At 71.6% G+C, this 11,311-nt stretch carries 16 protein-coding genes and 1 tRNA gene; 7 read left to right on the top strand and 10 right to left on the bottom strand.

The window, feature by feature from the left end; genetic code table 11:
• Positions 1-37: 37 nt before the first annotated feature.
• A complete protein-coding gene (locus QF032_RS17115) occupies positions 38-652 on the bottom strand; it encodes a 5-formyltetrahydrofolate cyclo-ligase (RefSeq protein ID WP_307043688.1) in 615 nt (204 codons plus the stop codon).
• Positions 653-778: 126 nt separating this feature from the next.
• Between QF032_RS17115 and galU the strand changes: the two genes are divergently transcribed.
• From galU to QF032_RS17080, 7 genes are all read left to right on the top strand, one after another.
• On the top strand, positions 779-1,690 hold the full coding sequence (galU, locus tag QF032_RS17110; protein WP_306951603.1) for a UTP--glucose-1-phosphate uridylyltransferase GalU: 912 nt from the start codon (positions 779-781) through the stop codon (positions 1,688-1,690).
• A complete protein-coding gene (gene glp, locus QF032_RS17105) occupies positions 1,687-3,012 on the top strand; it encodes a molybdotransferase-like divisome protein Glp (RefSeq protein ID WP_307043687.1) in 1,326 nt (441 codons plus the stop codon). The genes galU and glp overlap by 4 nt, the downstream gene beginning before the upstream one ends.
• 82 nt (positions 3,013-3,094) lie before the next feature.
• Complete coding sequence (moaC, locus tag QF032_RS17100) at positions 3,095-3,574, top strand: cyclic pyranopterin monophosphate synthase MoaC (protein ID WP_306951607.1); 480 nt, start codon at positions 3,095-3,097, stop codon at positions 3,572-3,574.
• A complete protein-coding gene (locus tag QF032_RS17095; RefSeq protein WP_307043685.1) occupies positions 3,571-4,128 on the top strand; it encodes a MogA/MoaB family molybdenum cofactor biosynthesis protein in 558 nt (185 codons plus the stop codon). Before moaC ends, QF032_RS17095 begins: the two co-directional genes overlap by 4 nt.
• Positions 4,129-4,154: 26 nt before the next feature.
• Entirely contained in the window at positions 4,155-4,766 is a 612-nt protein-coding gene (locus QF032_RS17090) for a GNAT family N-acetyltransferase (protein ID WP_306956064.1), read from the top strand.
• Positions 4,767-5,047: 281 nt separating this feature from the next.
• The gene (gene sepX, locus QF032_RS17085) at positions 5,048-6,412 is read left to right on the top strand and encodes a divisome protein SepX/GlpR (protein WP_307056439.1); all 1,365 of its coding nucleotides are present in this window, start codon (positions 5,048-5,050) and stop codon (positions 6,410-6,412) included.
• 80 nt (positions 6,413-6,492) lie between these two features.
• Positions 6,493-6,566 (top strand) — tRNA-Ala (locus tag QF032_RS17080).
• A 73-nt stretch (positions 6,567-6,639) separates the two neighbouring features.
• Here QF032_RS17080 and QF032_RS17075 read toward each other — a convergent pair.
• The 9 genes from QF032_RS17075 to QF032_RS17035 form a co-directional block, all read right to left on the bottom strand.
• On the bottom strand, positions 6,640-7,863 hold the full coding sequence (locus tag QF032_RS17075; protein ID WP_307056437.1) for a site-specific integrase: 1,224 nt from the start codon (positions 7,861-7,863) through the stop codon (positions 6,640-6,642).
• Positions 7,860-8,066 (bottom strand): excisionase family DNA-binding protein, encoded by a 207-nt coding sequence (locus QF032_RS17070; protein ID WP_307056435.1) that lies wholly within the window; start codon positions 8,064-8,066, stop codon positions 7,860-7,862. Before QF032_RS17070 ends, QF032_RS17075 begins: the two co-directional genes overlap by 4 nt.
• Positions 8,063-9,457, bottom strand: a complete 1,395-nt coding sequence (repSA, locus tag QF032_RS17065; RefSeq protein ID WP_307056433.1) for a replication initiator protein RepSA — start codon at positions 9,455-9,457, stop codon at positions 8,063-8,065. Before repSA ends, QF032_RS17070 begins: the two co-directional genes overlap by 4 nt.
• Positions 9,454-9,624: a hypothetical protein gene (locus QF032_RS17060; protein ID WP_307056431.1), complete on the bottom strand. Its 171-nt coding sequence runs from the start codon at positions 9,622-9,624 to the stop codon at positions 9,454-9,456. Before QF032_RS17060 ends, repSA begins: the two co-directional genes overlap by 4 nt.
• 5 nt (positions 9,625-9,629) lie before the next feature.
• Positions 9,630-9,866 (bottom strand): hypothetical protein, encoded by a 237-nt coding sequence (locus QF032_RS17055; RefSeq protein WP_307056429.1) that lies wholly within the window; start codon positions 9,864-9,866, stop codon positions 9,630-9,632.
• A gap of 4 nt (positions 9,867-9,870) precedes the next feature.
• Entirely contained in the window at positions 9,871-10,053 is a 183-nt protein-coding gene (locus QF032_RS17050; RefSeq protein WP_307056427.1) for a hypothetical protein, read from the bottom strand.
• 92 nt (positions 10,054-10,145) lie between these two features.
• Positions 10,146-10,427, bottom strand: coding sequence for a hypothetical protein (locus QF032_RS17045; protein ID WP_307056425.1), 282 nt, complete (start codon positions 10,425-10,427; stop codon positions 10,146-10,148).
• Positions 10,428-10,440: 13 nt separating this feature from the next.
• On the bottom strand, positions 10,441-10,623 hold the full coding sequence (locus QF032_RS17040) for a mobile element transfer protein (RefSeq protein WP_307056423.1): 183 nt from the start codon (positions 10,621-10,623) through the stop codon (positions 10,441-10,443).
• 20 nt (positions 10,624-10,643) lie between these two features.
• Positions 10,644-11,261, bottom strand: coding sequence for a DUF2637 domain-containing protein (locus QF032_RS17035; RefSeq protein WP_307056421.1), 618 nt, complete (start codon positions 11,259-11,261; stop codon positions 10,644-10,646).
• Positions 11,262-11,311 lie beyond the last annotated feature (50 nt).

Raw genomic sequence — 11,311 nt, 5'->3', positions numbered from 1 at the left:
CGGGCCCTCCACGCGCGTGGAGGGCCCGTTCGTCGTCTCAGGCGAAGCGGCGCACCCCGGACGGCGTCACCACCGCGTGCACCGGCCGGTCGTGCGCCTCCGCGGGCAGACGGTCGACGACCTCGCCGTCGTACAGCAGCACCACCAGCGAGGGTCGTGCGCCGACGGCCGCCAGCCGGGCCAGCACGCGGTCGTACGATCCGCCGCCGCGCCCCAGCCGCATGCCGCCCGCGTCGACCGCCAGGCCGGGCAGCAGCACCACGTCGGCGTCCGTCACCGCGTCCGGGCCGAGGCGCTCGCCGGCCGGCTCCAGCAGGGCCGTCCTCCCGCCGTGCCGGACCGGCGCGAGCGAGCCCTCCCCGGCGTAGGCGCCCCAGTCCAGGTCGTTGTCCGGCAGCAGTGCGGGGAGCAGGACGCGCACGCCCCGCGCGTGCAGCGCGTCCAGCAGCGTCAGGGTGCCGGGTTCGCCGCCCACGGAGACGTACGCCGCCACCGTGCGGGCGTGCGCCAACTCGGGCAGTTCTCCCGCGCGCTCGGCCAGCGCGAGGGCCGCCGTGCGCACGTCGTCGGTCGTCAACGCGTTCCGCGCGGCGAGGAAACCCCGCCGCAACGTACGTTTGTCAGGCTCCGGTTCGTCTTCGAGATGGCTCATGTGTCGCTCCCGCACCGCTTGCGCACCGCTCTCGCGGCACTCCCGCACAGCTTCAATACGTTCATATGATCATTAATTGAGCAGAGTCACAGATTCCTCTCAAAGTCACCGGATAGTGTTGCCGCCATGACTCAGTCGCACCCACGGATCAGCAAGGCTGTCATCCCCGCAGCAGGTCTCGGCACCCGGTTCCTGCCGGCGACCAAGGCCACTCCCAAGGAGATGCTGCCGGTCGTGGACAAGCCCGCTATCCAGTACGTGGTCGAGGAGGCCGTCTCCGCCGGCCTCGACGACGTCCTCATGGTCACCGGCCGCAACAAGCGCCCCCTCGAGGACCACTTCGACCGCAACTACGAACTCGAGTCGGCCCTGCAGAAGAAGGGCGACGCCGCGCGGCTCGCCAAGGTGCAGCAGTCCAGCGACCTCGCGACGATGCACTACGTCCGCCAGGGCGACCCCAGGGGCCTCGGCCACGCCGTCCTGTGCGCGGCCCCGCACGTCGGACAGGAACCGTTCGCCGTCCTGCTCGGCGACGACCTGATCGACCCCCGCGACCCGCTGCTCCGGCGGATGATCGAGGTGCGGGAGCAGCACGGCGGCAGCGTCGTCGCCCTCATGGAGGTCGCCCCCGAGCAGATCCACCTCTACGGCTGCGCGGCCGTGGAGACCACCGTGGACGGCGACGTCGTCAAGGTGACCGGCCTCGTGGAGAAGCCGGACCCGGCCGACGCCCCCTCGAACTACGCCATCATCGGCCGCTATGTCCTCGACCCGGGCGTGTTCGGCGTGCTCCGCGAGACCGAGCCCGGCCGCGGCGGCGAGATCCAGCTCACCGACGCCCTCCAGCAGCTCGCCATGGACGAGAAGGTCGGCGGCCCGGTCCACGGCGTCGTCTTCAAGGGCCGCCGCTATGACACCGGCGACCGCGGCGACTATCTGCGTGCCATTGTCAGACTCGCGTGCGAACGTGAGGATCTGGGTCCGGACTTCCGGTCCTGGCTTCGCCGTTACGTCACCGAGGAGATGCAGCAACTTTGAGCACCGCCGCGCCCCGCCCCGCCGCCCAGGACCGCCTCTGGTCGGTGGACGAGCATCTGGACGACATCCTCGCCGCCGTCCGCCCGCTGGAGCCCATCGAGCTGCAACTGCCCGACGCCCAGGGCTGCGTGCTCGTCGAGGACGTCACGGTGCCGGTCTCCCTGCCGCCCTTCGACAACAGCTCCATGGACGGCTACGCGGTACGGGTCGCGGACATCGCGGGCGCGAGCGAGGAGTTCCCCGCGGCACTGGACGTCGTCGGGGACATCGCGGCGGGACACCAGGCCGACCTGCTGCACGTGGGGCCCGGCCAGGCCGCCCGGATCATGACCGGCGCCCCGCTGCCGGGCGGCGCGGAGACCGTCGTCCCCGTGGAGTGGACCGACGGCGGGCTCGGCGAGGGCCCGGTCGCCGGGATGCGGGCCCGCAGCCTCGCCCCCGAGCAGGCCTCCGGGCAGGTGCGCGTGTACCGGCCCGCCGCGGCACGCGCGCACGTCCGCGCGAAGGGCAGCGACGTGCGGGCGGGGGACCGCGCCCTCGAAGCCGGCACCGTCCTCGGCCCGCCCCAGATCGCCCTGCTCGCCGCGATCGGCCGCGGCTCGGTGCGCGTGCACCCGCGCCCGCGCGTGGTCGTGATGTCCACCGGCAGCGAACTCGTCCAGCCCGGCGGGACGCTCGGCAGCGGCCAGATCTACGACTCCAACAGCTTCGCCCTCACCGCCGCCGCCCGCGACGCCGGGGCCATCGCCTACCGGGTCGGCGCGGTCGCCGACGACGCCGACACCCTGCGCTCCACCATCGAGGACCAGCTCGTGCGCGCCGACCTGCTGGTCACCACCGGCGGGGTCAGCGTCGGCGCCTACGACGTCGTCAAGGAGGCCCTGGAGCACGTCGGCGACGAGGACGAGGAGGGCGGCGGCGTCGAGTTCCGCAGGCTCGCCATGCAGCCCGGCAAACCCCAGGGCTTCGGCACCGTCGGCCCCGACCACACCCCCCTGCTGGCCCTGCCCGGCAACCCCGTGTCGTCGTACGTCTCCTTCGAGCTGTTCGTGCGGCCCGCCATCCGCACCCTCATGGGACTCGAGGACGTCCACCGGCCCACCACACGCGCGAAGCTGACCGCCGACGAGGCGCTGACCTCGCCCAAGGGCCGCAGACAGTTCCTGCGCGCCACGTACGCCGACGGCGCCGTCCGCCCCGTCGGCGGCGCCGGCTCCCACCTGGTCGCCGCCCTCGCGCACGCCGACGCGCTGATCGTCGTCCCCGAGGACACGGAGTCCGTCGAGCCGGGCACCGACGTCGAGGTGGTCCTCCTCCGCTGAGACCTCCTGGTTGGGGGTACCGTGTCGCGCACAACAGGCCCCCCGCACCGCGCCGGGCCCGGACCGGGAGCGCCACACGACCATGAGTACGCAGGACCGACTGACGCACATCGACGCCGCGGGCGCCGCCCGCATGGTCGACGTCTCCGGCAAGGACGTCACCTCCCGCACCGCACGGGCCAGCGGGCGCGTCCTCGTCTCGCCCCGCGTGGTCGAGCTGCTGCGCGGCGAAGGGGTCCCCAAGGGGGACGCGCTGGCCACCGCGCGGATCGCGGGCATCATGGGCGCCAAGCGCACTCCCGACCTGATCCCGCTGTGCCACCCGCTCGCCGTCTCCGGTGTGAAACTGGACCTGTCGGTCGCGGACGACGCCGTGGAGATCACCGCCACGGTGAAGACGACGGATCGCACGGGCGTCGAGATGGAGGCCCTCACCGCGGTCTCCGTCGCCGCGCTCACCGTGATCGACATGGTCAAGGCGGTCGACAAGGGAGCGGTCATCACGGACGTGCGCGTGGAGGAGAAGACGGGCGGCAAGTCGGGCGACTGGAGCCGGACATGACACAGGACGCGAACCCCGGCGCGTCGGCCGGCGACGCCGGGTCGGCGCTGCTCGCGCCGTACGGCGCCCTGGTGGTCACCGCGTCCAACCGCGCGGCCGCGGGCGTGTACGAGGACCGGGGCGGTCCGCTGGTCGCCGAGGGCCTGCGCGGTTTCGGCTTCGCCGTCGACGGCCCGCAGGTCGTGCCGGACGGCGACCCGGTCGAGGCCGCGCTGCGGGCCGGCGTCGAGGCGGGCTACGACGTGATCGTCACCACCGGCGGCACCGGCGTCTCGCCCACCGACCGCACGCCGGAGGCGACCCGCGCGGTACTCGACCTGGAGATCCCGGGCATCGCCGAGGCCGTCCGGGCGTACGGCCGCGACAAGGTGCCCACGTCGGCGCTCTCCCGGGGCCTGGCCGGTGTGGCGGGCGGCACGCTGATCGTCAACCTGCCCGGATCCACCGGCGGGGTGAAGGACGGCCTCGCCGTCCTGGAACCCCTGCTGATCCACGCCGTCGACCAGATCCGGGGCGGCGACCACCCCGGACCGAGCCAGGGAGGTGCGAGCTGAACAGCCCGTCCTGGCCCGTGGAACTGGTGGAGGGCGACATCGTCCTGCGGCCCATAAAGCTGCGCGACCAGCGGGTCTGGCGCGAGGTCAACCGGCGCAACCGGGACTGGCTGCGCCCCTGGGAGGCGACCATCCCGCCGCCCGCGCCGAGCGGACCGATCGCGCACCGGCCGACCTACCGTCAGATGGTCCGGCACCTGCGCACCGAGGCGCACGCCGGACGGATGCTGCCGTTCGTCATCGAGTACCAGGGGCGGCTCGTCGGGCAGTTGACCGTCGCGGGGATCACCTGGGGCTCCATGTGCTCCGGACACGTCGGTTACTGGGTGGACGAGTCGGTGGCCGGCCGCGGCGTGATGCCGACCGCCGTGGCGCTCGTCGTCGACCACTGTTTCCGCACCGTCGGACTGCACCGCATCGAGGTCTGCATTCGGCCCGAGAACGGGCCCAGCCGCCGGGTGGTGGAGAAACTCGGATTCCGCGAGGAAGGGCTGCGGCCGCGCTATCTCCACATCGACGGGGCCTGGCGGGACCACCTCGTGTTCGCGCTGACGGCGGAGGAGGTCCCGGAGGGTCTGCTGAGCCGGTGGCGACGCACCCGCTCCGCCAGCGTCCCCCGCGACCACCGGAACGCCTGACGCCGGACGCCCGACCCCGAGGATGCGACCCCGAGGACCCGACCCCGAAGACCCGACGCCGAACATCCTCGGGGAATGCCGACGAGAATCGTCGCGGTACGGGAAATTGAATAAGTGTTCGAAAATGATCGGAGGTTGACCGTCTGGGGCGGGGAATTCGCGCCCTCGGCGGCCTGCTGATCGCATCGGTCACAAAAAAAGTTCGAAATATCAGCCGGATCGTGCGACACACCGACTCAATTGGCGGATGGCCTCACGCAAACCCCTCTACCGTGTGAGACGTGAGCAGCAGCGGCCTCATCTACGCAGTCATCGTCGGGGCCTGGGCCGCCTACTTGGTGCCTATGTGGCTCCGTAGGCAGGACGAGCTGAACGAGGCCCGTCCGACGGAACGCTTCAGCACCGCCATCCGGCTGCTGTCCGGACGGGCGGGTATGGAGCGCCGGTACGCCAAGGACCTGAAGGCGCGTTCCACCGAGGAGGGGGAGCCCGTCGCCGACGCCTCGGACGCCGTCACCGACTCGGTGGACGTCCGGGCCTTCGCCATGCCCCCGACCCGTCCCCAGGTGACGGCACAGGCCCACGAACGCGGCCAGGACCGCGGCCAGGACCGCGGCGGGGACCGGAGTGTGGACCGGGGCGCGGACCGCGGCCAGGAGCGAGCGCCGGGCCGCTCGGAGCCGGCGCGGGAACAGGCCCGTGACCAGGCCCGTGACCAGGCCCGTGAGCACGTGCGCGAGCATGTGCGCGAGCAGGTACGCGAACCGGCGGGACGGCTCGCGCGGGACCAGCGCGAGCAGAACGCCCGGCGGGCGGCCTCCGCGCAGGCGGCCGCCGCCCGCGCCCAGCGCTCGAAGTCGCTCGCCCGCCGCCGGCGCACCACCGTGATGCTCTTCTTCGCCTTCACGATCGGCGCGATCGTCGCGGCGGTCGGCGGGCTCGCCTTCCTCTGGGCGCCCGCCGTGCCCGCCGTACTGCTCAGCGCCTACATCGGGTACCTGCGCGCCCAGGAGCGCCGTCGCTTCGCGTTCCAGATGGACCGCAGGCGCGCCGAGGTCGCCGCGCAGCGGCTGCGGGAGCGTCAGCCGCGCCGGCGGGCGCCCGCCCCGGCGAACGCGGCGTCCGCGGACCCCGGCCCCGACGCCGGCGCAGAGGAACCGCACGCGGACCCCGAACCGCAGACCGACCCGGGCCTGCTGGCGCTCGCCGCGGACCGCAGGGCGCTCGTCGAGCAGACCGACCACGCGGAGTGGATCGACCAGCAGCGTGAGCGGCAGCGCCGCCCCGGCCACGGCGACAGCTGGGACCCCGTCCCGGTGCCCCTGCCGACATACGTGACCGCCCCGGTCGCGCCTCGCGCGACCTCCGACGTGGATCTCGGAGCGGCGGACGCCTGGAGCTCGGCCCGCTCGAGCTCGGTCGCCCCCGAGCACGACACGGCGGACGCCGGGGACGAGGCGGCCACCGGGCCGGACGACCCCGGCCGTGCGCGGGACGACGCGGCGGAGGAGGACCGGGGCGCGGAGGACGGCGAACGCAGCGACGCCCGGCGCGCGGCCTCGGCCCGGCGTTCCCGCGAGCGCGGGCGCACCCCGCTGTTCGACCAGAACGAGGACGGCGAGCGTCGGCGGGCCGCCAACGAATGATCTCCGGCGCCCCGCCTCCGGCCTCGGGGAACGGATTTCCAAGCACGCCGACGGAGATGCTAGAGTTTCACTCGTTGCAAGGGCCTGTGGCGCAGTCCGGTAGCGCACCTCGTTCGCATCGAGGGGGTCTGGGGTTCAAATCCCCACAGGTCCACCGCAGCTCAGAACCCCTGCCGGGGAGATCCGGCAGGGGTTCTTTGGTGTCGTACAGCAGCGAAGTACAGCAACTACTCCGGATCTTGCTTCCCAAGGTGCTTGCCCAGCTTGCGCAGCGCCCGGTGGGTGGCCTCCGAGGGCACGTGCGTGTACACCTCCATCGTCACCGCGATCTTGCTGTGCCGAAGGATCTGCATCGCGACCCGCGGGTGCACGTCGAGCGCCGCGAGGAGCGAACCGCACGTGTGTCGGGTGTCGTGCAGCCGGATCTGACGGACGCCGGCCCGGGTTGAGCGGTCGACGAAGGCGCGGTTGAAGTTCCGGGGTTCGACCGGTGTCCCGTAGCGCGTCGTGAACACGAAGTCGAAGTCCGACCACAGCTCGCCGGCCGCCTGCTTGGCCAACTCCCTCTCCTTCTGCCTGCGCTGGAGAGCCGCAATGCAGATCTCCGGAAGCGGCAGCACGGCCGTGGACGCCTCGGTCTTGGTCTCGTCGTGGACCAAGCGCCGGTTGATGCGCTGTAGCTGCATCTGCACCGAGATCTCACCGGCGTCCAGGTTGACGTTCTCCCACGTGAGGCCGAGTACCTCACCACGTCGGAAGCCGAGAACCAGGATGAGGACGTAGGCCGCGTACAGCGGGTCATGGGCCGCGCTCGCCGCTTCGAGGAACTGCCGAGCCTCTTCGACCGACCACGGGTGCCGCTTCGTCTTCCGTGCCGATCGCACCTTGACCAGGCCAGCCACGTTCTTCGTGATCAGCTCCTCCGTCATGGCGTTGGTCAGGGCCGACCGCAGGACCGCGCGAGCGTCCTGGACGGTGCGGCGGGACGGAATGCGCTCGCAGCAGGCGCCGGTGGCGCAGCAACGGGGAGTGTCCCGTTTCACATCCAGGCCCTGGGCGCAGCACTGGCACTGTTCCAGGAGGGTGTTCACCCAGCTCCGGACGTCCCGGACGGTGAGTTTGTCGAGCCGCTTCGAGCCCAGTCCCGGCGCGATGTAGAGGCGGACGTGCATCGCGTACGTCTCGGCCGTCTTGGGCTTCAGGTCGGGTCCCACGACCTCCTTGAGCCACCGGGCGAGGTACTGGGCCAGCGTCGGCGAGGACGTGAGCACCGGGCCTTGCTTGGCCTCAGCGTGCAGTTTGATCCACTTGTCGTGGGTCTCCTCGCGGGTCTTGCCGTACACGTACTTGCGTTTGCGATTGCCCTCCGGTGTGGTCACCCAGGCGTAGGCGGCGAAGCTGTTCTTGTACGGGTAGATCGAGCCCTCACCGTTGCCTCGCTTGCCGCTCATGCCGACATCCCCTCAGCGCCGGAGGTCACGCTCTGGACGTACTCGTCGACCCACTGCGGCAGGATGCGCCGGTTGCGGCCGATCTTCACGGAGCGGATCTCACCGGTGAGGATCAGCATCTTGGTCTTGGAGAGGCCGAAGCGGAGCAGGACCGCGACTTCCTCCGTGGTGTGCCACTTCGGTTCGATGATGGTTGCGGTCATGCTCCTCGTTCCTCCCAGTCGGGTTGGGCTTGCAGGGCTTCGCGTGCGGTCTCGCGGTTGAGTTGGATGTCGCGGCGGATGTTGGCGGCAAGCCAGGATTCGCCGGGAGTGTGGCCGTGGCCGGCGTAGGTCCAGTGGGCGAGGGTCAGGGTGGTTGCCTCTGGGGCGTCGGGATCGGGCAGGCCGAGGGCTTCGCGTTGCTGGGCTGCGCGGTAGTCGGCTCGTGTCTGGCGGAGGGCGCCGAGGGTGGTGGAGTAGCGGCGGGACTTGGTGGAGAAGTGGCCCCGGAAGCCGAGCATGTGGGCCCAGTCGCGGAGCTTGCGGTCCGGGTAGAGCGCGTGGAGGTCGAGGCAAGCCGAGATGAGCCGTGCGGGATGGTCGGGCACGTCGAGCAGGACCAGAGCCTCTTTGTTGCCGATGCGGCGGTCGACGGTGCCGGTCGTCTCGGCGGCTTTGGTGGCGTACTTGGCGACGTAGGAGGCGACGGCCTGTTCGGTGATGTCCTCGCCGTCGCCGAAGGCCCGGATCGTGCGGACGTCGAGCTGTGTGCCCCAGCGCAGGACTCGAGCTGGCTGGTCTCCGGCAGGGTCGACCTCGAGCTCGACGCGGCCGGCGGCGGCATGGATCGCGTCGGTGAGCAGGTCGAGGGTGGCCCAGGCCGGGGGCGGGGAGTCGGGACCGTCGGGTCCGTCGAAGCGGATGACGGCATGGAAGTGCACGGCGCCGCGCTTTTGGTACTCGGCGACCTTGCCGAAGGAGACCCGGGACTGCGCGTGGGCGTCCTTCTGTGTGAGGCCGGCGCGGCGGGCGATCTCGCGGCGGAGGTAGATCGTGAAGTAGCGCCACAGGTCGGAGGCGTGGTTGTTCCAGAGCACGGCGCTGGCGTAGTCATAGGTGTCCGGGTTGAGGGGGGTGCCGAGTTCGGGGGCGGCCTCGCCGTGGCGGGCGCCGCAGCGACAGGGCCGGTTCCCGGGGCGGTTGTGGACGGGTCCGAAGGACGGGGCGGTCAGGGTGGCGAAAACGCGGGGGTGATCGCGGATCGTGTGCGGTGTGCCTTTGGTGGGGTCGCCGACGAGTCCGGCCCGAATCAGGTGGTAGGTGTCGCCCGCGTAGGTCCAGGCACACGAGGGACAGCGGGAGGCTCGGCGGTTGCCGCACGCTATGCGGAGTCGTCCGCCGGGCTCGGTGTCCGTCGCGTAGTGGTGCAGGACGTGACCGGTGGCCTTGTCGCGGGTGACGGTCGAGCCCTGGAGGTGGATCGGGTCGGAGCAGCCGCCGGTTCGGCGGATCTGGTCTTGGACGCGGTCGAAGCCGGGGGACCCGGCCAGCCTCAGCACGTCTGCGAGGGTGGCCGGGTCCTCCAGGCCCGCCATGGTGGCGGCGTTGGTCACGCCTCGTTCTCCTTCGGCGTGTGGGCGTCGATCCATTCCTCCGCGCAGACCTTGTGCGCGGGCTTGCCCCGGTCGGAGCGCAGCGGGGTGGGCTTGGTGCAGATCACGCACGGCTTGTCGCCGCTGTGGTCGAAGTGCTCGGGAGAGCGCCAGTCGAGGAGAGCCACGGTGATCACCTCCCAGCCGGAACGGGGGCGGCGGTCATGGCGTCAAGGGCGCCGGCGGCCTCGATCGCAGCGGCAGCCAGGGCACGCAGGGCGTCGGAGGTGCCGAGGCACGCGAGCAGCGCGATTTCGACGGAGTCGCCCTCGATGCGGAGGCTGACGAAGGGGTTGGCGCGGTCCGCGAAGGGGGTGACGCGGAATCGGGTGTCCGGCTCGATGTGGGCCGAGGCGATGAGGCTCTTCACGCGGTCACCTACCGGCCTGGACGAGGACCGAGGCGGACCGGGCGGTGCCGGTTCCCTTGCAGGTCGGGCAGTCGACGCGGACCGTGGCGCGGGTGCCGTCGAGGTGGCGGGCACCGGTCGTGACCAGGGCCGATGCGAAGCCGGCGCAGTCGCGGCAGACGCGCGTGAATCGGGCGTGCTGAGGCATGATGGGGCTTCCCTTTCGGGTCCGTTGGATCAGGAAGGTGGAGCCGTCCGGGGCGGCGGATACTTGGCGGTAGAGGCCGCCCCGGGCGGGTGTTACTTGCGCTTGGACGCGCGGTTGATCGTGTAGCTCAGGCCGCCGGTGGCCGACAGGACCGCGACGGCCGCGCCGGCGATGACCTGGACGACGAAGGCGAGCACCAGCAGCACCGCGACCGATCCCGTGATGATCAGAGCCGTCAGGACGATCGGGCCCTTGTAGGAGCGCGGTGCTTCCTGGACGATCACGACCTTGCGGACGTCGGTACTGGCGGGAATGCGGCGGTAGAGGTCAGCGGGGATGTGACCGGCACGGATCTGGTCTTCGGGCAACTGCACGGTTCGGCCCTCCTCAGGTGCAGCGGTGGGTGCGGGCAGCGAGTTCGGCGGCCGACCGCTTGGCGTATTCGGCGGAGAAGTCGCAGTTCGGAGCGGTGCATGCGGCGGTGTGTCTGGTCTGACCACGGCCGTTGTGGAACGTGCCGACCTGGACGGGACCGATGCGGATCACGTCGTAGAAGCGGTTCGGGCGCATCGGGTGAACCTCCTTATCTGTCAGGCGAGTTGGGCTGCGATCGCTCCGGCGAGGTCTTCCGGGACGCCGAGGCGGAGGCGCAGCGTGGCGGTGTCGATGTCGGTTCCGGTTCGGGTGCGGTGCTCGATGGCGACCTTGCGGGCGTGGTCGATCAACGCCGGGGGTACTGACGGGACAGCCACCGGCAGCGCTGCAACAGGCTCGACAGCGGGGACCGCCGGGGCCGGTTCGGGCGCCGGGGGCGTGTCGGGTCGGTCGACCGTCGGGGCGGGGTGCGGGGTGGGCGTGTGGACCAGCAGGGTTCCGCCCATGAACGCGAGCGCGGGCCAGCCGGCGACGAGAATGCGCAGCCACGAGGGCACGGCGCCCAGGTCGAGGAGTCCGGCGGTCGCGATGTTCGCCCCGAGCGAGGCGGTCAGCGCGATCACAAACCAGGTCCAGGCGGACCGGTCCCGGCGAGCCGTGCGCAGCCGACGCCACGCGGCGACCAACAGCAGGTCGACCGATACCGGGTAGGCCCACGCCTTCCAGCCGGACTGCCCGGCGGCTTCGGCCAAGTCGTGCAGGTGAGCGAAGGACAGCGCGCCGGCGATGACGGCTTGGATCAGGACCGCGTCCGGGCGGATCGAACGGGACATGCGGGACACCTCCCTTCAAGGGGAGTAGGGCCGACCGGGCGAGGCCAGGA

It is taken from the genome of Streptomyces achromogenes (assembly GCF_030816715.1).
Taxonomy (GTDB): domain Bacteria; phylum Actinomycetota; class Actinomycetes; order Streptomycetales; family Streptomycetaceae; genus Streptomyces; species Streptomyces achromogenes_A.
Note: the sequence above shows the minus strand (reverse complement) of the source record. Positions and strands in the feature narration are given on the sequence as shown.

Excerpts from the sequence above, each read along its gene's own strand:
- QF032_RS17050 (WP_307056427.1), bottom strand. The coding sequence starts at position 10,053 with ATGCCTCAGCACGCCCGATTCACGCGCGTCTGCCGCGACTGCGCCGGC.
- moaC (WP_306951607.1), top strand. The coding sequence starts at position 3,095 with ATGAGTACGCAGGACCGACTGACGCACATCGACGCCGCGGGCGCCGCC.
- QF032_RS17040 (WP_307056423.1), bottom strand. The coding sequence starts at position 10,623 with ATGCGCCCGAACCGCTTCTACGACGTGATCCGCATCGGTCCCGTCCAG.
- QF032_RS17075 (WP_307056437.1), bottom strand. The coding sequence starts at position 7,863 with ATGAGCGGCAAGCGAGGCAACGGTGAGGGCTCGATCTACCCGTACAAG.
- QF032_RS17070 (WP_307056435.1), bottom strand. The coding sequence starts at position 8,066 with ATGACCGCAACCATCATCGAACCGAAGTGGCACACCACGGAGGAAGTC.
- QF032_RS17035 (WP_307056421.1), bottom strand. The coding sequence starts at position 11,261 with ATGTCCCGTTCGATCCGCCCGGACGCGGTCCTGATCCAAGCCGTCATC.
- QF032_RS17115 (WP_307043688.1), bottom strand. The coding sequence starts at position 652 with ATGAGCCATCTCGAAGACGAACCGGAGCCTGACAAACGTACGTTGCGG.
- QF032_RS17095 (WP_307043685.1), top strand. The coding sequence starts at position 3,571 with ATGACACAGGACGCGAACCCCGGCGCGTCGGCCGGCGACGCCGGGTCG.
- galU (WP_306951603.1), top strand. The coding sequence starts at position 779 with ATGACTCAGTCGCACCCACGGATCAGCAAGGCTGTCATCCCCGCAGCA.